At 69.1% G+C, this 19,300-nt stretch carries 14 protein-coding genes; 10 read left to right on the top strand and 4 right to left on the bottom strand.

The window, feature by feature from the left end; all coding sequences use genetic code 11:
* Nucleotides 1-249: 249 nt before the first annotated feature.
* A complete protein-coding gene (locus IPK27_09715; GenBank protein MBK8067887.1) occupies nucleotides 250-783 on the bottom strand; it encodes a hypothetical protein in 534 nt (177 codons plus the stop codon).
* A 113-nt stretch (nucleotides 784-896) separates the two neighbouring features.
* On the opposite strand from IPK27_09715, the gene IPK27_09710 reads away from it, so the two are divergent.
* Nucleotides 897-1,904: a class 1 fructose-bisphosphatase gene (locus IPK27_09710; protein MBK8067886.1), complete on the top strand. Its 1,008-nt coding sequence runs from the start codon at nucleotides 897-899 to the stop codon at nucleotides 1,902-1,904.
* A gap of 150 nt (nucleotides 1,905-2,054) precedes the next feature.
* Here the strand turns inward: IPK27_09710 and IPK27_09705 are convergent, their stop codons facing one another.
* The gene (locus IPK27_09705) at nucleotides 2,055-4,820 is read right to left on the bottom strand and encodes a TonB-dependent receptor (protein MBK8067885.1); all 2,766 of its coding nucleotides are present in this window, start codon (nucleotides 4,818-4,820) and stop codon (nucleotides 2,055-2,057) included.
* Between the two features lie 423 nt (nucleotides 4,821-5,243).
* Here IPK27_09705 and IPK27_09700 point away from each other — a divergent pair, with 423 nt between their 5' ends.
* From IPK27_09700 to IPK27_09690, 3 genes are read left to right on the top strand one after another with little or no spacing between them, the layout of a single operon-like run.
* On the top strand, nucleotides 5,244-6,263 hold the full coding sequence (locus IPK27_09700; GenBank protein ID MBK8067884.1) for a helix-turn-helix domain-containing protein: 1,020 nt from the start codon (nucleotides 5,244-5,246) through the stop codon (nucleotides 6,261-6,263).
* Nucleotides 6,260-7,315: an arginine N-succinyltransferase gene (locus IPK27_09695; protein MBK8067883.1), complete on the top strand. Its 1,056-nt coding sequence runs from the start codon at nucleotides 6,260-6,262 to the stop codon at nucleotides 7,313-7,315. Before IPK27_09700 ends, IPK27_09695 begins: the two co-directional genes overlap by 4 nt.
* Nucleotides 7,312-8,076, top strand: a complete 765-nt coding sequence (locus IPK27_09690; protein ID MBK8067882.1) for an arginine N-succinyltransferase — start codon at nucleotides 7,312-7,314, stop codon at nucleotides 8,074-8,076. The genes IPK27_09695 and IPK27_09690 overlap by 4 nt, the downstream gene beginning before the upstream one ends.
* 521 nt (nucleotides 8,077-8,597) lie before the next feature.
* Here the strand turns inward: IPK27_09690 and IPK27_09685 are convergent.
* A complete protein-coding gene (locus IPK27_09685; protein ID MBK8067881.1) occupies nucleotides 8,598-9,083 on the bottom strand; it encodes a hypothetical protein in 486 nt (161 codons plus the stop codon).
* A gap of 49 nt (nucleotides 9,084-9,132) precedes the next feature.
* Here IPK27_09685 and IPK27_09680 point away from each other — a divergent pair, with 49 nt between their 5' ends.
* The 6 genes from IPK27_09680 to IPK27_09655 all read left to right on the top strand — a co-directional run bounded on the left by IPK27_09680 (nucleotide 9,133) and on the right by IPK27_09655 (nucleotide 17,720).
* Nucleotides 9,133-9,681, top strand: a complete 549-nt coding sequence (locus tag IPK27_09680; protein MBK8067880.1) for a hypothetical protein — start codon at nucleotides 9,133-9,135, stop codon at nucleotides 9,679-9,681.
* Between the two features lie 4 nt (nucleotides 9,682-9,685).
* Entirely contained in the window at nucleotides 9,686-11,134 is a 1,449-nt protein-coding gene (gene yfcC, locus IPK27_09675) for a putative basic amino acid antiporter YfcC (GenBank protein MBK8067879.1), read from the top strand.
* 60 nt (nucleotides 11,135-11,194) lie between these two features.
* On the top strand, nucleotides 11,195-12,244 hold the full coding sequence (locus tag IPK27_09670) for a DUF1176 domain-containing protein (protein MBK8067878.1): 1,050 nt from the start codon (nucleotides 11,195-11,197) through the stop codon (nucleotides 12,242-12,244).
* A gap of 37 nt (nucleotides 12,245-12,281) precedes the next feature.
* A complete protein-coding gene (locus IPK27_09665; GenBank protein ID MBK8067877.1) occupies nucleotides 12,282-14,510 on the top strand; it encodes a diguanylate cyclase in 2,229 nt (742 codons plus the stop codon).
* A 97-nt stretch (nucleotides 14,511-14,607) separates the two neighbouring features.
* On the top strand, nucleotides 14,608-16,113 hold the full coding sequence (locus IPK27_09660; protein ID MBK8067876.1) for a delta-60 repeat domain-containing protein: 1,506 nt from the start codon (nucleotides 14,608-14,610) through the stop codon (nucleotides 16,111-16,113).
* A 479-nt stretch (nucleotides 16,114-16,592) separates the two neighbouring features.
* The gene (locus IPK27_09655; GenBank protein ID MBK8067875.1) at nucleotides 16,593-17,720 is read left to right on the top strand and encodes a succinylglutamate desuccinylase/aspartoacylase family protein; all 1,128 of its coding nucleotides are present in this window, start codon (nucleotides 16,593-16,595) and stop codon (nucleotides 17,718-17,720) included.
* 58 nt (nucleotides 17,721-17,778) lie between these two features.
* Here the strand turns inward: IPK27_09655 and IPK27_09650 are convergent, their stop codons facing one another.
* On the bottom strand, nucleotides 17,779-18,930 hold the full coding sequence (locus IPK27_09650; protein MBK8067874.1) for a serine/threonine-protein phosphatase: 1,152 nt from the start codon (nucleotides 18,928-18,930) through the stop codon (nucleotides 17,779-17,781).
* Nucleotides 18,931-19,300 lie beyond the last annotated feature (370 nt).

The raw sequence follows: 19,300 nt of genomic DNA, 5'->3' as shown, positions 1-19,300 counted from the left end.
AGCAAAGCGATTCGGACGAAACCCGCGATTGCCATCCTGATGCTCTGGCTTTTCTCTGCGTCTCTGAGACTTCGCTTTTGGCGGTGCTCACCAGCTTGTCAAACGCGGAGACGCAGAGAGCGCGGAGAGAAGCACAAGCGATTCGGACGAAATGCGCCACTGCCGTCCTGATGCTGTGGCTTCTCTCTGCGACCTCTGCGTCTCCGCGTTTGACGCTGCCCGTTCTCTGCGTCCTCCGCGTCTCCGCGTTTAACCGTTCCTTCCATGCGATGACGCGAGGGCTTGCACGAAGGCCTCGACCAGCGGCCCCAACCGCTCCGCCTGGTGCACTAGTGCGCCGGTCAGGTGCAGCGACTTGAGCGGCCGGGTGCGCAGCCATTCGGCGACTTGCGTGGCATCGTGGCTGCCGGGAAACAGGTGCAGCCAGGGCTTGCGATAGCGCCTGCACCAGTCCAGCGCCAGCCGCGCGCGCCCGTAGAGCGTGGCATCCGGTGTAATCACCACGGTGGCGTCGGCGAAGCGCACGTTCCACTTCAGCGGCTGCGACGGATGGCGGGTCGGCGTCGCTTCAAAGGTCTCTCCCGGGTTCTTGGTGCCGCTCGGCACGAAGCCGGCGTGCGCCAGCCCCAGCGCGCGCGCGGCAGCCAGCGCCAGCGCCTCGACGCCCGGCGTCTGCGCGGTCACCAGGGTGGGCGCCAGGCCATTCGCGGCCAGCTTCAAGGTGGCGCGGCGGCGCTTGCGCTGCTTGCGGGTGGGCTTCTTCGGGCGGTCTGGGCGGCTCATCGGGCGGATGATGCAACACTCGCAGGCCGGCGATTGGAGTGTTTGCCCCTTCCCTGTCACCCGCCCAGCCGCCAGAATCCGCGCCCGGCTGCCCTGCCCGCACCGGAGTCCCGATGAAACCGATTTCCCTGACGCGCTTCCTGATCGAGGAGCAGCGCGAGCACGGCCGCATCAACTCGGACCTGCGCCTGCTGATCGAGGTGGTCGCGCGCGCCTGCAAGGGCATCTCGATTGCGGTCGGCAAGGGCGCGCTGGGCGGTGTGCTCGGCAGCGCCGACAGCGAGAACATCCAGGGCGAGGTGCAGAAGAAGCTCGATGTGCTGTCGAACGAGATCCTGCTCGAAGCCAACGAATGGGGCGGCCACCTGGCGGCGATCGCGTCGGAGGAAATGGACCATCCGCACGCGATCCCGAATCGCTACCCCAAGGGCGAGTACCTGCTGCTGTTCGATCCGCTGGACGGCAGCTCCAACATCGACGTCAACGTCTCGGTGGGCACGATCTTCTCCGTGCTGCGCTGCCCGGACGGCGTGACCGAGCCGACCGAGGCGGACTTCCTGCAGCCTGGCTCGCAGCAGCTGGCGGCCGGTTACGCGGTCTATGGCCCGAGCACGATCCTGGTGCTGACCACGGGCTCCGGGACCCACAGCTTCACGCTCGACCGCGAGGTCGGCTCCTTCGTCCTCACCGGCCGCAATCTTCGAATTCCGGAGGAAACCTCCGAGTTCGCGATCAACATGTCGAACATCCGCCATTGGCAGGCGCCGATGCGCCGATACATCGACGAATTGCTGGCCGGCAAGACCGGCCCACGTGGACGCGATTTCAACATGCGCTGGGTCGCCAGCATGGTCGCCGACGTCCACCGCATCCTCACCCGCGGCGGGATCTTCATGTACCCGCGCGACCTCAAGGACCCGTCCAAGCCGGGCCGCCTGCGCCTGATGTACGAGGCCAACCCGATGGCCTTCATCGTCGAGCAGGCGGGCGGCGCTGCGACCACCGGCCTGATGCGCATGCTGGACGTGCAACCGACCGAACTGCACCAGCGGGTGCCGGTGTTCCTGGGTTCCAGGGCGGAAGTGGAGCGGGTCAGCGCCTATCACCGCGAACTACCCTGAGCGACGCACCGCAGCAGCCGGGACAACGCGCCGGCCGGTCTTGCGACCGGCCCCTGGCGCGGCCCCTGGGGAGTGCAATCCGCGGCGCGGGGCGTTCGCCGCGGAGGGGGATCGGGATGGGCCTTGCATGTCCCTCCGTGAGATCGGCGATCAGCGGAACTTGTACTCCAGGCCGAGGTAGAAGCTGCGACCCCGCGGATCGGTGTAGGTCGGGTCGTATCCTGCGATGAAGAAATAGGCCTGGTTGGAGAACGGCGGGTCCTCGTCGAAGACATTGAGGACGCCCCCGCGGAGGCGCAACTGGTCGTTGACCTGCCAGCTGCCAGTCAGGTCCCACAGCGAATAGGCGTCCACATCGCGCGGCGGCAGGCGTTCGTCGCTGAAGGGATCGTAGGTCGTGTTCTGGTCGCGGTAGCCGGACAGCCAGGTGTTGGCGAGCGTCAGGCCGAAGGACTCGCGATCCCAGTTGAAAGCCACCCGGTGGCGCCAGCGCTGGATGACCTGATCGTTGAGGAAGCGGCCGAGGTTGCTGCGATAGGGCTCGAGCGGCCCGAACTGGCGTTCGTACTCGAGAACCAGTGTCCCCGTGAGATCGACGCTGAAGGTGCCCCAGTCGGTTTCGCCGGACGCCAGCCGGCCGCTGAAATCGAGTCCGCTGGTCTTCAGGCGCCCCTGGTTTTCCTTCTGCAGGATGATGTTGCTGATGAAGCCGTCTTCGTCGCGCTCGATGTAGGTGCCGTTGTAGCGATCCGGATTCTCGATGATGATCTGCTCGCCCAGGGTGCTGATGACATCGCGCTTCTGCAGCCAGAAATACTCCACGCCCAGGTTGAAGCGCTCGCTGGGCTCGTAGATGAAGCCCGCCGAGAACTGGCGCGAACGCTCGGGATCCAGATCCGGATTGCTGCGACGCTCCACCGGCCACTGGTCGGTACACAGGTCGATGCTGCCTTCCGCATCCGCGCACTGCGGGTCGGTGATCAGGCTGGAGGTCACGCCGAAAATGGTCGGGCGGTACAGGTCGCTGATCGACGGCGCGCGGAATCCGGTGCCGGCGGAGGCGCGCAACACCAGGTCTGTGCGCGGCTGCCAACGCACGCCGAACTTGGGGTTGAAGGTGGAGCCGACATCCTCGTATTCATCGAAACGGAGCGCGCCCTGGAGCTCCACGGTCTCGGAAACCGGCGCATTCAGCTCGGCATAGGCCGATGCAATGGTGCGACTCTCGCGGGTGGCGACCAGCGCCGGCGGATCGCCCGGTTGCAGGGTGCTGTCGCGATCGCCGGCGATGTTGTTGCTCTGCAGCAGATCGGAAGGATCGAAGTTCTGGCGTTCGCGCCGGAACTCACCGCCCAATGCGAGCCCGAGCTCACCGCCGTCCAGTTCCATCAGTGAGCGCGAGAAGTTGAAATCGAAGCTCTCGCTGGTGCCGCGCGACTTGCGCGCCTCGTCATCGATCTTGATGCTGTCGATCAGTTGCTGCCCGGCGGCGGACGACGGGCCGAAGGGATTGACGGTACCGTTGCGCACCGCGGCGTCGAACTGGTCGAACAGGACATAGCCGTCCACGTAGCGATCGATCGCATCGTTTTCCGCGCGCGACAGTCCGGCACCGTAGTACCACTCGCCAAAGCTGCCCTCGGCGCCCAGCACGATGCGGCTGCCTTCGCTGGTGACCTCGCTGGTGCGGTTGCCGGCTTCGCTCATGCGGTAGCGGACGCCGCTGAATGTGCTCGGCAGGCTCGGCCCGGTCAAGGCGCTGCGGTACGGTTCGGGCAGGATCGACACCGGCAGGTTGCGGATCCGCTGCGGGTTGGGGCTCAGCCGATACAAGGTCTCGACGCGCGCGAAGGATGCTTCTGCGTACAACTGGTGGCTGTCCGACACCTGGAACACCGCGCGGCCGATGAATCCGATCTTGTCCGACTCTGGATACAGCTCGGTGTCCTGCATGTAGTCGTAACTGCAGGCCACCGGGCCACCCGGTCCCTGCGGCGCGTTGACCGTGGCGGGTGGATTGCACCCCGGGAAACTCGGGTTGATGCGAGTGCGCGTGGTCCCGGCCGGCAGCAGGCCGGCGGCGATCAACGCGTTGCGCTGGGCGCTGCTGATATCGATGTTGGCCGGATAGGTGTTGCTCGACATCAGCGCGGGCAAGGTGGTGGCAAGCGGCCGCTCGCGGATGAAGTCCCGCTGGCTGGAGCGCAGCGCGCCCAGGTGCTGCACATCGAGCGTGCCGAAGACGTTGAAACGGTCCTGCTGCAGGTCGCCGAAGCCGCCGCTGATCGTTGCGGTCTGTTTGTCCGCGCCGCCCTGGTCGGTGTCGGCTGCCAGCAGCGACAGGTCCAGGCCCTGGTAGTCCGTGCGGGTGATGAAGTTGATCACGCCGCCGATCGCATCCGAGCCATACACCGCGGATGCGCCGTCCTTGAGCACTTCGACACGCTCGATGGCGCCCGCCGGGATGTTGTTGAGGTCCACCCCCGCCTCGTCGCCGGGCGAGGCGAAATTGGCCAGCCGACGACCGTTGAGCAGGATCAGGGTGCTGGACACCCCCACGCCGCGCAGGTTGGCGCCGTTGAAGCCGCGCTGCCCGGAGGTGCTGTCGGTGATGCTGGCACCGTCCGCGAGGGGCGCGGTGTTCGCGGTCAGCGACTTGACCATCTCGGCCGCCGTGGTCAGGCCACGCGTGGCGATTTCCTCGCGCGTGATGACTTCCACCGGCAGTGCAGTCTCGGCGTCGATGCGCTTGATGCGCGAACCGGTGACGAAGACCGCGTCCAGTTCCGCCGGTTCGGCGGAATCCTCTGGCGCCTGGGCCCAGACGACCGCCGGAGCCCACAGGGCCTGGGTCAGTGCGAGCGTCAGTAGGGAGCGCCGGCGAGCGGTGCGCCACCGCGGATTCGGGGTCTGCATGGTCTGGTCCTGGTTCGGAACGGGGATCGATTCGCCGCGCTCCGGAAGCGGACGCGGCGATGGGTGCGGACAGTGCACCGGCCATCTGCGCGCGGCCAGTGGCTGCGTCGCGCCACGACAACTCGGCGTCGCAAATCGGTAAACCGTGCCAGGCAGGACCCACGGCAGGCGCCCGCTTGCGTGCATGCGACACCGCCTTGCGGAAATTGCGCGCAAGCTGCATCCAGAACGCGGCTGCGACCGCCACCGGTGCCATGATCGAGTCCCGCGGAACGGTGAGGACCGGACCGCATCGGCATCCCCATCCGGAGACCCCGTGGTCAGTTCGGGACCTTCATCGCGCCCCACCATTGCGACCGGCGGCCGCAGCGCAGGGCGCCCGCGCGCTCGGACGCACCTGGCTTCCGCTTGCAGATTCAGTCCATGCGCGAGCGCCACGCGGTCCTGATCCTGCCGAACGGCCCCTTGCTGCCGGCCGTGGGCGCGCTGGATGCGCTGCGCACGGGCAATGCGCTGCTCGGTGGGCGCGCGCTGGAATGGCTGGTGCTCTCGCCGGATGGGCGCCCCGTGCGCTGCGCCGGGGGCGAGACCATCCATGCGGACGCTTCGCTGGACGGGTGCGGGGATCTCGCCGGCGTCTTCGTGTGTGCGCAGGCCCCGCCCACGGCCGGCGACGCGGCATGGATCGCCCAGGTGCTGGCCGGGCGCGGGCGCGACCTGGACCGGCGCGGAGGCACCCTCGGCGGGATCGGCTGCGGCGCGGCCTGGTGGGCACAGGCAGGGCTGATGCACGGTTATCGCTGTTGTGTGCCGTCGGCGTTCATGGTCGAAACCGCCTCGCGCTGGCCGCACGCGATCGTGACCGCCGCCCACCACGTGCACGATCGCAACCGCTGGACCTGTGCGACCGGCACGGCCGCGATCGAACTGGTCATCCGTTGGTTCGGCACGCGCCACGGTGAGCGGGTGCAGGTGCAGTTGCTGGCGCACTTCGCCATCGAGCGGCTGCGCCAGGAGCATGAACGGCAGCCCGAAGCGACGGCTGCGCGGGCCGGCGGAAGTGCCAAGCTGTCCGAGGCCGTGGCGTTGATGCAGGCCAATCTCGGCGAGCCGCTGTCGACCGAGGACATCGCGCGACTGGTCGGCGTCTCGCGGCGGCAGCTCGAACGGCTGTTCAAGCAACACCTGGATACCCTGCCCTCGCGCTGGTACCTGGAACAGCGGCTGCAGCGCGCCCGCCGGCAGTTGCAGCATTCCTCGCAGTCCATCCTGCAGATCGGCCTGGGCTGTGGCTTCGCCTCCGGCGCTCACTTCTCGAACGCCTACCGCAGCTTCTTCGGGCGCACCCCGCGCGACGAACGCACCGCGCGCGCCAACGCCTGGCGCAGCGAGGCCTCGGCTGCAGCCCCTCCACCCACTCATTCAGACGAGACGCAAGCATGACCACCTGCGATCGCCCCACGCGCTTCCTGTTGCGTCCGTGCACAGCCGAAGACCTGCCGGCACTCGAGCGCTTTGCGGCGGCCAGCCCGGTGGGCATCACCACCTTGCCGCACGATCGCGCATTCCTGACCGATCGCCTGCAACGCTCGCTGCATTCCTTCGCCACCGACGACGCGAGTGGCGAGGAGATCTACCTGTTCGCACTCGAGGACCTGTCCCGAGGGAACGTGGTGGGGATCAGTGGGATTGCTGCGCGCGCAGGCTTCGCCGACCCCTTCTACAGCTTCCGCAACGAGTTCGTCGTGCACGCAAGCCGGGCACTCGGGATATCCACGCGCATCCATACCCTGCAGGTCTGCCATGACCTGACCGACGTCAGCCTGTTCATCAGCTTCCACATCGATCCGGCCTATACCGACACCCTGGCGCCGCAACTGCTGTCGCGCGCGCGCCTGCTGTTCATCTCGCAATTTCCAGAGCGCTTCTCCGACCGCGTTGCCGCCGAGAGCGCCGGCCTGGCCGACGACAGTGGCCGCTGCCCGCTGTGGGACGCGGTAGGACGCCAGTTCTTCGGCATGGACTATCCGACCATCGAGCGCCTGACCGGCGGGCGCAGCAAGACCTTCATCGCGGACCTGATGCCTCCTTCTCCCATCTACGTGCCGCTGCTGCCGGAAGAGGCCCAGTTCGCGATCGGGCAGTTGCATCCGATCGCGGAGCTGCCGTTTTCCATCCTGATCGACGAGGGCTTCGATGCCGACACCTACGTCGACCTGTTCGACGGCGGACCGACCGCCCAGGAACGCCTGGCCATGCTCAAGACGGTCTCCCGCGCGCGTCGCTACCGCGCGCGCGCCGGCAGCGTGGGCGCGGGCGACTGGCATCTGCTGTGTAATCCTGCGCGCGGCGGATTCCGCGCCACGCTGGCGCTCGCGCACGCCGAGGGCGAGGAACTGCTGGTCGATGCCGGCGCCCTGCAGTGCCTGGGTGTCGTTCCCGGCGGTGTTCTGCGGGCGGCGCGGCTGGACACCGCACAAGGGGGCGAGCGATGAGTGCCTGTGAAATCCGGCCGGCCGATGCCGGCGATCTGCCGCGCCTGTCGGCCCTGCTGCCTGCGCACACCCTGGACAGCGCCGGCTTGCCCGATGACGAGGACGACTGCCTGATGGTGGCTTGTGCCGGGCCGCGCCTGCTCGCCTGCGCACGCATCCGCAAGGCCATCGGCCTGGAACAGCCGCGCTTCTGGTTCCATGTCGGGTGTCGGGTGCATGCCGCGGCTGATCTCGGCATGTTCCGCAGGGAGCGCACACTGCTGCTGGGCAACGACCATACAGGCGCCGCCGAGATCACCGATTTCTGCGTCGATCCGGCGGTCGCGGCAGGTGGCGACGCCGGACCCCTCGCGGCACGGATGGTCGCAAGCGCGCTCGAATGGCTGCGCGGGCGCCCGGCTGTCGACGGCGAGATTCCGCGGGTGATCGCCGCCTTGCCGGGTCCGCTGTCGGCGGATGGCTCGCCGGCATTCTGGAACGGGCTGGGAAGGCACTTCTTCCCCGGCGATGTCGACGAGGTGCAGGCTCGCTTCGGCCCGTCCTGGGAGGCGCATGTCGCGGCGTTGTTGCCACGACATCCCCTGGTGGTGTCCGTGCTGCGCGGGGAATCGCAGGCGGCGATTGGCGCCCTGCGCCCGGACGCTGCGGTCTGGCGCGACGCATTGACCGCCGCTGGCCTGCACCCGGGGCAACACGTGGGAATCCACGACGGGGGCCCGGTGTACGAGGCGCACCTCCCCACACTGTGGCGCAACCCATGATCGGGCGCTGGCCACGACTGTTGGCGGTGCTGCTCGCGCTGCCCGCGAGCCTCATCGCGGCCGATGGCCCGCGCATGCTCCTGGCAGGCGGCGCGCTGCCCGTGTGTGCAGGCGCCTCACCCGAGGCATGCGTCGATGGCGCCATCCCGGCGCCGCCGCAGGCCCCCCGGCTGCGCCTGGACGCCGGCGCTCTGGCGCGCGTCGCGAGCGGCTGGTGGCATCCGCACCGACGCCCGCAGCAGGCTGCCGTCCTCGCTGGCCTGCGCCAATGGCTGGCCCGGATTGGCGAGCGCGACCTCAGGACGGAAGAACTCGGGCCGGAACTCGGGGCGGCGTGGGCACCGCTGGCCGATTTCGAGCGCCTGCGGGTGCTGGATGCGCTCGAGGTCGCGGCTGGCGCGGAGTCCGTGTCGCTGGCGGATTCGCGGGCGGACTCGGGTGCAACGATCTACCGCGCCTTCGTCGCGATGGCGCGTGAGGTATCGGGGCGCGCGCAGCCGCGGGTGCTGGTCAGTACCGCGTCAAGTCGCGATCCCTACAACGCCATCGCGTTCTACCAGGAGGTCTTCACCCAGGCGGGCGCGCAGGTGCGCTGGCTGCCGCTGGACCAGGCGCTGCGCGCCGCGCAGCGCGATCCCGCGCGCGACTGTGCCCGCCTGGACGCGCTGCGCGGCGAGCGCTGGGGCGCGCAGGACCGTGCGCATCTGCACCCGGAGCGCGCACAGGCGCTGGAGGCAGCGTGTCGCGATCCACGGCGGCTGCGGGCGGCACTCGACTGGGCGGATGCACTGTTCCTCAATGGAGGCGACCAGAGCTTCACCCGCGCTGCGTGGTTCACGGCCGACGGACAGCCCTCGCCCGAACTGCGCCAGTTGCGCGCACGCCTGGCGGCCGGGAGCCTGGTGCTGGGTGGGACCAGCGCCGGCACGGCCGTGCAGGCCGCCGCCGACGGGCCGATGCTGGTGTCCGGCTCGGCGCTGCCGCGCGGCGCCGCGCGCGCGCGGCACGGGGCTGCCTCCAGACCCGAGCTGCGCCGCCGCCGACGCCTGCTCAGGCGTGGATCCGGATGCCCTGCTGGTGCACCCGGGCGGCGGACTGGGCAGTTTCTGGGGCGTGCTCGACACCCATTTTTCCGAGCGCGGCCGCGAGTACCGGCTGGCGCGTGTGCTGCTCGATACGCCGGCGGTCCTCGGGGTCGGGGTCGACGAGAACACCGCACTGCGACTGGACCGCGTGGGAACCGGCTGGCGTGCCCAGGCGATCGGCCAGGGCGGTGTCACCTGGCTCCGCGAAATCGCACCCGGGCGCCTGGCCTGGCATCACCATCGGGCCGGAGACGCGCCGGCATGGCCGCCGCCGAAGGTCAGCCCCCGTTGCGCAACGGCTCCGGCGCCGCGGCGCACGCTGGCCGCCGGCGGGCCCGCGCTGCGCGATGCGTTGCTTTCGCTGGCGCCCGGTCGCAGCCTGGAACTGACCCTGCTCGACGGCGACCGCGAGGTCCCGGCCGGGCGCGCCTGCGCGGATGGCCATGGCCAGGCCGTGTGGCAACTCCCGCTTTCGACGCAAGCCGAAAGCTCCATCCAGCCAGTCCGCTCCGAGCCCTGAGCCCATGCACCCGAGTCCATCTGCCCGCACCGGCTTCAAGGCCCCGGATACCCTGCTGATCCTCGCGCTCGCGGCGGTCCTGGTGGCGCTCGCCGTCTCCTTCATTGCCCCCGGCCGTTTTGCCACGGTGGAGCGAATGGAGGGCTCACGCCAGGTCTCGATCCAGTTGGCGAGCTACGAGCGTGCGGGCGATCCGAAGGCGGTCCCGCTGTTCGCCGAGGGCGGCGGCCTGGGCCTGCTGAACCTGCCATTCGAAGGCCTGGTTGCCGGCGACAAGTTCGGTTCGGCGGTGGGCATCGTGGCCTTCCTGCTGGTGCTTGGCGGCAGCTTCGGCGTGTTGATGCGCACGGGTGCGATCGACCGCACCCTGGCCGGTTTCATCGACCGTTTCCAGGACCGGCTGGCGATCCTCATTCCCGGTCTGTTCCTGCTCTTCTCGCTCGGCGGCGCGATCTTCGGCATGGGCGAGGAGACCATTCCCTTCGTGTTGCTGCTGGTGCCGGTGTTCGCGCGCCTGGGACTGGATGCGACCTGTGTCGTGCTGGTGAGTTTCGTCGCCACCCAGGTGGGTTTCGCCACCAGTTGGATGAACCCCTTCAGCGTGATCGTCGCGCAAGGGGTGGCCGGCCTGCCGCCAGTATCCGGCGCCGGGTTGCGGGTGCTGATGTGGACGGTATTCACGGCCATCGGAGCGGCGATGACCCTGCGCTACGCCCTGCGCCACCGGCACCCGCGGGCCGCCGCCGCGAATCGCCCCGCAGAGGCACTGGAGCGCGCCAGCGGAAACGACGCGCTGGTGATGCTGCTGCTGGTGGCCACCATGGCCTGGGTGATTTACGGGGTGACCGCGCGTGGCTACTACCTGCCGGAACTCGCGGCGCAGTTCTTCGCGATGGGGCTGGCGGTGGGCATCGTCGCTTGGCTCGGACGCCGGCCGGGCATCGACGCCAATGCCCTGGCCGACGCATTCCGCGAGGGCTGCGCGCAGATGTTGCCGGTGGTGCTCGTGGTCGCCATGGCCAAGTCACTGATGTTGTTGCTCGGCGGCACCGATCCCAGCCAGCCGTCCGTGCTGAACACCCTGCTGTACCACCTGGCCCACGCGCTCGAGGGCCTGCCCGCGGCAGTGGCGGCCGGCCTGATGCTGGCCTTCCAGTCGGTGCTGAACGTCCTGGTGCCCTCGGGCTCGGGACAGGCCGCGTTGACCATGCCGATCATGGCCCCGCTCGGCGACCTGCTCGGGGTGAGCCGCCAGGTCAGCGTGCTTGCCTTCCAGCTCGGCGACGGGCTGACCAACATCATCGTGCCGACGTCGGCCACCCTGATGGGCGTGCTCGGTGCCGCGCGCATCGACTGGCTGCAGTGGGCGCGCTTCATCGCGGGATGGCTCGCCTGGCTGCTCGGACTGTCCTTGCTGTTCGTGGTGGGGGCGGTGATCGTCGGCTATGCCTGAGAGCCGCCGGCGCAAGCTGCGAACGGCATACTCTGCGCATCGCCCGCGGAGAATCCATGCATGCGCACTCTCGTGTCTCTGGCCTTGCTGATGGCGTCGGTCGCTGCGCCTGCCCAGGGCTACAAGGAAGTCAAGCGCTGGGTCGCCGGGTGCGACAACACGCGCCATTGCACGGCCGTGGGATTCGCCCCGGCCGATGCGGGCAGCTACGCCTTCCTGCACTTCGAACGCGGTGGCCGTGGCGACGATGCGGTCACCCGCATCACCCTGCGCGTCGACCATCCGCTTTCGCGCGAGATCTACTGGATCCTGCAGGCGGACGACGCCGAACTGCTGCAGTTCAACGATGCGCACCTGGTCGACGCCGACAGCGGCGAGGGCATCGACGTGGTCATCACCGATGCGGATGAGATCGCTGCGATGTTCGGCGCGATGCGCGGCGCGGACACACTGACGCTGGTTGGCGACGGTGGCCCGGTGGGGACCATCTCGCTGTCCGGTGCCAGCGCCATTCTGCTGTGGATCGACGAGCAGCAGCGGCGGCTCGGCACCACGACCGCGTTCGTGCGCAAGGGCGAGCAGCCAACATCGTCGATCCCCGTGCCTCCCGCGCCGCTGCAGCCACGTGCGTCAGCCGGCGGACGTGCGCTGGATGAGGTCGAAACCAGCCGTCTGGGCCAGCTGGTGCGCGAGACCCTCGAAGGGGATGAATGCGAAGAGATCGATTACGACACCTTGCTGCGCGACAGCGCCTTCGAACTCGCCGACGGTCGCACCCTGGTACAACTGGTCTGCTACGTGGCGGCTTACAACTCCGGCAGCAGCTGGTTTCTGCTGTCACAGGGTGCGCAGCCGCAACGGATCGCCTTTCCGCTCCCGCGCGATGATGGCAGCATGACCGTCGACGGCGATCTCGTGAACGCGGATTTCGACCCGGCCACCGGGGTGCTGTCCATGTTCGGCAAGGGCCGCGGGATCGGCGATTGCGGTGCCAGCGGCCAGTGGGTGTGGACCGAGCAGGGATTCGACCTGGTCGAGTACCGGCGGATGGGCGAATGCGCCGGAGTGACCCCTGACTACTGGCCAATGCTGTATCGCTCGGCTCGCTGAAGCGATTCGCCCGGGATCCCCCGTGCAAGCTTGGCTCATGCGCATCGTTGTCGCCTGCGACGCGGTGGGCAGCTACCCGAGTGGCGGATCCGGGCGTCCGCGCCGGGCGCTGGCCGCTGTCGGCGCGTGGGCGTCCACCGTTGCGGCAGCGCTTGTGCTCGTTTGTGCGGCCCATGCCGCGGCTGCGGTGCCCACCGAGGCAGAGCGCCATCCGCTGGAGCTGGAAGCGCTGTCGGATCCCAAAGGCGCGTTGGCGAAGATCCTGCCGGAGATCGAGCGCGCGCGCGCCGACGGCCGCCAGCGCGAGCTCGCGCTGCTCGAGATCGCGCGGGCGAACGCCTGCCGCATCTTCGCCGACTGGGAATGCCAGCTGAAAGCCGGCATCGAGGCACGCAAGGCGGCTGATGCGGCCGGCGAACCGCTGCTGGCCGTGCGCGGCCTGATCGCGGAGAGCCGGGCCTTGCTGTCGCAGCAGCAGTACAGCCCGGGCGGCCGCGTGCTCGCGGAGGCAGAGCGTCGCCTTGAACGCGATCCCTCCCCGGTGCTGTCGGCCGGCGTGCAGCTGGGATATTCGTCGATGAGCAATTTGCTCGGACGCCACGAACTCGCCCGCAGCTACGCCAACCGCGGCCTGCAGGCACTCGGCGACATCCCGGAGCCGTTGATCCGCGCCCGGCTGTTGCGCAACCGCAGCCGCGCCGAAGCCAACCTGGGTCAATGGGACGCCGCGCGGGAGACGGTGCGCGAAGCCATCGCCGTGGCCGCCTCGCTGAACGACCCGAAGCTCACCGCCGAGCTTGACCTGGAACTGGCGAACATCGCCCGGGACCAGGGCGACGTGGCCACCCAGAGGGCCAGCGCCGAGCGCGTGATCGACCTCGCGCGACGCTTCCGGCATTCGCAGTTGCGCGGGCTCGGCAATGAGGTGCTGGGACAGGTCGCACGCGACCGCGGCGACCTGCCGGCGGCGGAGACCGCTTTCGAGGAGGCCACCGAGCAGTTCCGCCTGGCGGGCCTGGATGCCGAGGAGCGCCGCGTGCTGCGTGAACTGATCCGGGTGCGCCTGGCCATCCGGCCGGAGCGCAATGACCTGGGTACGCAGACTCTGCGCCTGCTGCAGCTGGACGAGATCGTGGACGCACGCGACCGGGCGCTGGTCGGCGAGGACTTCGAGGCGCGGCTGCGCTATGCCGAACAGGAGTTCGACCTGCAGCGGCTGGCGAAGGAGGCGGAGCTGGCGACCGAACGCGAGCGTGCACTGACGGCGAGCAACCGCCTGCGCCTGCTGCTGATCGTCGCCGTGGCTGGCGGCCTGTGCCTGATTGCCGTGTTCCTCTACCGCCAGCGCCGCAGCAACCTCTCCCTGCAGCGCAGCGAGGCAGCCCTCGCCGCCAGCCGCGAACGCCTGCGGACGATCACCGACAATGTGCCCGCGGTGGTCGCGCATGTGGACCGCGAGGAGCGCTACACCTTCGCCAACGGCTACATGCAGCGGCTGTTCGGACGCACGGAAGCGGAGATCGTGGGACGCACCCTGGGCGAGATCCACGGCGCAGCGGTGTACCCGCGGATCGCAGCGCCCGCGAAGGGTGCGCTGTCCGGTGTGGCCTCCAGTTTCGAACTCACGCAGTCCTTGCCGGGCGGCGATTTCCACTTCGAGTGCAGCTACATTCCGGAACAGGCGCGCGATGGCAGTGCCGCCGGATTCTTCGTCCTGTCCTTCGACATCACGCGCCTCAAGCTGGCCGAGGCGCAACTCGAGCGCGAAGCCCGCCTCGACCCGCTGACCGGGGTAGCCAACCGGCGCCAGTTCGAGGAGCGGCTGGGACTGGCCATCGCGCGCGGCCGACACCAGCCGGTGGCCTTGGCGCTGCTCTTCCTGGACCTCGATTTCCTCAAGCCAATCAACGATCGTCATGGCCACGCGGCAGGCGATCACCTGATCCGCGCCTTCGCCGAGCGGCAATCCGCAGTGGTCCGCGAGGGCGACCTGGTGGCGCGGATCGGTGGCGACGAATTCGTGATCCTGAGCGAACACGTGGACCTGGGCCAGGCCCGCGAGTTCGCCGAGAGCACCGCGCGACGGATGATCGAAGCGATGGCGGTCCCGGTCATGTTCGGCGAGATCGCGCTGCGCACCGGCACCAGCATCGGCATCGCGACGGCTGGCTCGCCGGAACATGCGCTGGCCCTGATCGCCGCCGCTGACGAGGCGCTCTACGCAGCCAAGGCCGCGGGCCGCAATACCTGGCGCCACGCTGCATGAGCCGGCGCCCCGGCCGCGCAACGCGTGTCAGGTGCGGCCGCCGGAAAGCGTAAGCACCCGGCTGCGGCAGCTCCCGCTGTCGGATCCGGAGAAATCGATGCGCATGTGGATGATGGCCTGGCTGCTGGCGGTGGCCCTGCCGGCGATGGCGAACGGGCAACTCGATGCGGCTTTCGCCGGCGGCCGGGTCACCAGCTACTGGCCGATCGACGCCGGCCTGCAGCGCGGCGCAACGCGCCCGGTCAAGACCCTGGTCCAGGCCGACGACAAGGTGCTGGTGATCAGCAACACACCCACGCCCTTCGGCTCGCAGTTTCCCGGCAACAGCCAGATCGGCATCACCCGCTTCAACCGCGACGGGAGTGTGGACACCAGCTACGGCCCGCTCGGCCAGCAACTGCTGGACGCCGGTCCGGATTTCGAAGTGGAAGCGGCGGACGCCGTCCTGCGCCGCGATGGCGCGGTCCTGGTGCTCGGCACGCTCTACGGCCCCTTCGACCAGAGCGACATGGCGGTGTGGGCGGTGCTGCCCAACGGCGAACTCGACAGCGCCTTCGCCGGCAGCGGCTTGCGTCGCATCCGGCGCGGCGGCAGCCCTTCGGACCGCGCCGGGGCGATCGTCGCCTACGAACTGGAGAGCGACCGCTTCATGATCGCCGGAGACCTGCGCGACGGCACCCAGGGCAACCACGCACTGATGCAAGTCATCCTGTTCGGCAACACCGGCGGCCTGTGCGCCGCGTCCGAATGCGGCAACGTGGTCGGCGGCGACGTCGGCCTGCCGACCCAGTGGCGGATGCTGCGGCTGGATCTCAATTTCGATTCCCAGGTGACCGCACTGGTCGCGTACACCCAGACCAGCCCGGGACTGAGCGTGCGCTGGCGTACCCTGATGCGGCGTTCGGTGGTGGACGGCCAGGGCCAGTTCGATGGCGTCGTCGTCGGCACCTCGTTTCCCTCGCAGACCAATGCGCTCGGGCTGGACCCGGCATTCGGCAGCGGCGGCTTCCGCCAGTTCTTCTTCAGCGCCGCCCCTGGTTACCGCCACAACACCGGGAACCAGCTGGCGGTGCAGACCCTGGGCGGCAATCCGCGGCTGCTGATCGCGGGCTATGTGGCCGACGCCCAGGACCTGGATCCGTCGATGGCGGTTTTCGCAATGGACCTGCTCAGCGGCAACACCGATCCCAGCTTCAATGGCGGCGTGGCGCGAGTATTCGACTACGCTGCGGCCGGCATCCATGGCGATGCCTATGCCGATGACATCCTGGTCGCCCCGGACGGCAAGATCCTGGTCGGCGGAGGCTACGAGTCCGCTGGATTCACCTTCGGCGATGCCGCCCTCGCGCGGCTCAACCCGGATGGCAGCTTCGACAGCAGCTTCGGCAACCTGAGTCCCAGCCTGCCTGGCCGCATGGGCTACGGCCACACGCTCGCCGGCAGCGACCGCGACAACCGCCTGGCCAGCATGGCGCTGTCGGCCGACGGCGAGCGCGTGGTCTTCAGCGGCTATGCCTACGCCAGCAACGACGGCAGCTACTACGCCAGCGCCATGCGCGCCCGGCTGCACGCCGGCGATTTGCTGCGCAACGGATTCGAGTGACCTTCGAATTCCTCCCACCGAACATGCGCCAGGGTGTTGAATTTCCCACTCTTTCTGCCCATGCAGAACGACGACCCTGTGATTGAGTACGCAAAGGACGCAAAGGGACGCAAAGACAGCAAATGCCGGGGACACCCGAGCGCTGTATCGCGATTGATATTCTTTGCGTCCTTTGCGTCCTTTGCGTCCTTTGCGTCCTTTGCGTCCTTTGCGTCCTTTGCGTCCAAGAACACAGTCCGCGATCTTGCGAGAGTCACGGTTCGATGCGCGAACAAGCGCACCGGCAGGGGCGACCGGAACTCTCATCGAACATGTTCTAACCCATTGAATTACCTTCCGGGGATGCTGCGACCCATGACGCTATTGCCCTCTTTGCGTCCTTTGCGGACAAGAAATGCAGGCGCCGGCGCGCGACAGTGCCTTGCGCGCGGGCGCGGCGCTGCGATGATCGCGGGCAGTCTCCTCTCCTGGAACCGAAGATGCGCGAGCAGCGCCATGTCCTGACCCCGCCGGCACCCGGCACCACGCGCGAGCTGTTGAGCCTGCACTTCGGGCCGGCCGGCGGGCGCAAGGCCTACCTGCAGGCGGCGCTGCACGCCGACGAGCCGCCCGGGCTGCTGGTGGCCTGGCATCTGCGCCAGTTGCTGGCGGAGGCAGAAGCCGCCGGACTGCTCAGGGGCGAGATCGTGCTGGTGCCGATGGCCAACCCGATCGGCCATGCGCAGCGGCTGCTCGGGCGCGGCATCGGCCGTTTCGAACTGCCGAGCGGCGAGAACTTCAACCGCCAGTACGCCAACATCGCCGCGACCGCCTACGCGCAGCTGCGCCCGTCGATCGCCGCCGGCACCCTGCCCGATATCGCCAGCGTGCGCGCCGCGCTGCGCGCGGCCTGCGATGGACTGCCCGGCCCGAGCGAACTGGAAAGCCTGCGCAAGACCTTGCTGACGCTGGCCATCGACGCCGACCTGGTGCTCGACCTGCATTGCGACAACGAGGCCGTGATGCACCTCTACACCACGCCGACGCTGTGGCCGGCACTGACGCCGCTGGCGCAACTGCTGGGCGCCGAGCTTGCCCTGCTGGCCGACGATTCCGGGGGCGATCCCTTCGACGAGAGCTGCTCGCTGACCTTCTCCCGCTTGAACGCCTTGCACGCCCAGGCCGGCGGCGCTGACCAAGCCTGGCCGGAGGCCTGCGTGGCGGCCACCATCGAGCTGCGCGGCGAGACCGATGTCTGCCACGAACATGCCACTGCCGACGCGCGGGCATTGTTCGGCTTCCTGCAGATCCAGGGATTCATTGCCGGCGCAACACCCACCCTGCCACCGCTCAGGCGCGCGCCGCGTCCGCTGGCCGGGTCGATGCCGCTGTACGCGCCACAGGGCGGTGTGCTGGTGCACCGTGCCGCGCTCGGCGCCGAGTTGCAGCGCGGCGATCCGGTGGTCGACATCATCGATCCGCTGTCGGGCGTGTGTTCCACCCTGGCCAGCCCGGTCGACGGGGTGCTCTACGCGCGCGAGAGCGGACGCGTGGTGCACTCGGGCACGCGCGTGGCCAAGGTCAGCGGCACCGAGGAGCTGCGCAGCGGGCAGCTGCTGTCGGCCTGAGCGCGATGGCGGACGGCGGGGCGTCGACGCGCAGGCATGGCTGCCTTCGCTGCCGGGGTCAGGCGATTCCACCAAGCCGCAGCAACACCAGGGTCTGGTCGTCGCTGCCGATCTCGCCGCCCTGGTGAGCGTGCACCTCGGCGAGGATCTCGGCGAGGATCGCCTCGGGCGAGTCCAGCCGGTTGCGCTCGAGGATCGCCTCGATGCGCTCGACCCCGAACTGGCGGCCATCGCGGTCGCGCGCCTCGGTGATGCCGTCGGTGTAGCAGACCAGCAGGTCGCCCGGCCTGGCGTCGTAACGATGGCTGGCGTACTGGTGCTCGCGCAGGACGCCGATCGGGATGTCGCGGCCCTCGTCCAGGCGCTCGATGCGCCCCGCGCGGCGGCGCAACGGCGGCAGGTGGCCGGCGTTGCAGAGCTGCGCCTCGCCCAGGTGCGGTGTGTGCAGGAAGCCGAGCGCGGTAAGGAAATGCGGACGCGCCTTGCGCGAGAAGAAATGCCGGTTGGCATAGGTCAGCGCACCGGCCGGACCCGCGCCCTCGCCGCCGGGATAGGTGCGCAGGATGGCATCGAACTGGACCGCTTCCATCGCCGCACCGGCGCCGTGGCCGGACACATCCGCCAGCCTCAGGCCGACCAGCAGGCGCTGCACGTCGGCGAGATCATGGATTTCCACCCGCGCCTTGCGCGTCGCCTCCTCCAGCTCGCGGCGGTCGAGGGCACCGACCAGATAGGCCGACAGGCAGTCGACCAGCAGCTGCAGCAGCGCCGGCGGGGCCTGGGCGAGCGCGTGATCCGCCGCGCATCCCAGCAGCAACAAGTGATCGCTGCGCCCGCCGGCGTGCACCGGAACCGCGAGGGCCAGCTCGCTGCCGAGCAACTGCGCGAGCACGCTGTGGGCCGCGTCCGCGCGCAGCGCAAGCCGCGCGGGCGCCAGCGCAGCGAGCAGGCCCGCGCTCTCGCGGTCCGTCAGTGCCAGCGCCGCGCCCGCGCTGTCGTAGGGATCGCGGGCATCCATGCGCACCGCGCCGTCGGCCCCGGTCAGCGCCACCAGGCGCGGCGCGCCCTTCGACGGACGCAGCACCAGCCCACTCGCCAATGCGCCGTAGATCTCGGCGAACAGCGCTGACTGCAGGCGCCAGGCTGCGGCCGAGTCGCCATCGAAGGCGCTCAGCTGCTGCAATTGGGCGGAGTCCGGCAAGCGAATCATCCGGCGATTATGCGCAGCGCAATCGAAAGCGGACACCTGCGTCCATTTTCGCCGACGGCTTGCGGGGTGCGGGCCGGAAGTGACCGAAAAGAGAGCAGCGGGGAAGGGGTCGGGGGTCAGGGGACCTGTTGTGCGGCACTTTCGGACCGTGCGGTGACGAGTGCCCAGGTGGAATTTGTCTCGCGTCAGATCGGACCATGCGGCAAGCCAGTCCCCCTGCCCCCTGACCCTTTCCCCGCTTGTGGCCGTCAGGGGATCCGCACCCGGCGAAGCGGGCGGGCGTAGCTTCGCAAGACTGGCACGCTGTGTGCTAATCGTTGTCGTCTCCACTCCCTGCGGGCCTGCCCATGACCACCGTCCGACGACTGCT

It is taken from the genome of Rhodanobacteraceae bacterium (genome assembly GCA_016713135.1).
Classification (GTDB): Bacteria; Pseudomonadota; Gammaproteobacteria; order Xanthomonadales; family SZUA-5; genus JADKFD01.
Note: the sequence above shows the minus strand (reverse complement) of the source record. Positions and strands in the feature narration are given on the sequence as shown.

Excerpts from the sequence above, each read along its gene's own strand:
- yfcC (MBK8067879.1), top strand. The coding sequence starts at position 9,686 with ATGCACCCGAGTCCATCTGCCCGCACCGGCTTCAAGGCCCCGGATACC.
- IPK27_09715 (MBK8067887.1), bottom strand. The coding sequence starts at position 783 with ATGAGCCGCCCAGACCGCCCGAAGAAGCCCACCCGCAAGCAGCGCAAG.
- IPK27_09690 (MBK8067882.1), top strand. The coding sequence starts at position 7,312 with ATGAGTGCCTGTGAAATCCGGCCGGCCGATGCCGGCGATCTGCCGCGC.
- IPK27_09670 (MBK8067878.1), top strand. The coding sequence starts at position 11,195 with ATGCGCACTCTCGTGTCTCTGGCCTTGCTGATGGCGTCGGTCGCTGCG.
- IPK27_09655 (MBK8067875.1), top strand. The coding sequence starts at position 16,593 with ATGCGCGAGCAGCGCCATGTCCTGACCCCGCCGGCACCCGGCACCACG.
- IPK27_09660 (MBK8067876.1), top strand. The coding sequence starts at position 14,608 with ATGCGCATGTGGATGATGGCCTGGCTGCTGGCGGTGGCCCTGCCGGCG.
- IPK27_09650 (MBK8067874.1), bottom strand. The coding sequence starts at position 18,930 with ATGATTCGCTTGCCGGACTCCGCCCAATTGCAGCAGCTGAGCGCCTTC.
- IPK27_09705 (MBK8067885.1), bottom strand. The coding sequence starts at position 4,820 with ATGCAGACCCCGAATCCGCGGTGGCGCACCGCTCGCCGGCGCTCCCTA.
- IPK27_09710 (MBK8067886.1), top strand. The coding sequence starts at position 897 with ATGAAACCGATTTCCCTGACGCGCTTCCTGATCGAGGAGCAGCGCGAG.
- IPK27_09700 (MBK8067884.1), top strand. The coding sequence starts at position 5,244 with ATGCGCGAGCGCCACGCGGTCCTGATCCTGCCGAACGGCCCCTTGCTG.
- IPK27_09695 (MBK8067883.1), top strand. The coding sequence starts at position 6,260 with ATGACCACCTGCGATCGCCCCACGCGCTTCCTGTTGCGTCCGTGCACA.
- IPK27_09665 (MBK8067877.1), top strand. The coding sequence starts at position 12,282 with ATGCGCATCGTTGTCGCCTGCGACGCGGTGGGCAGCTACCCGAGTGGC.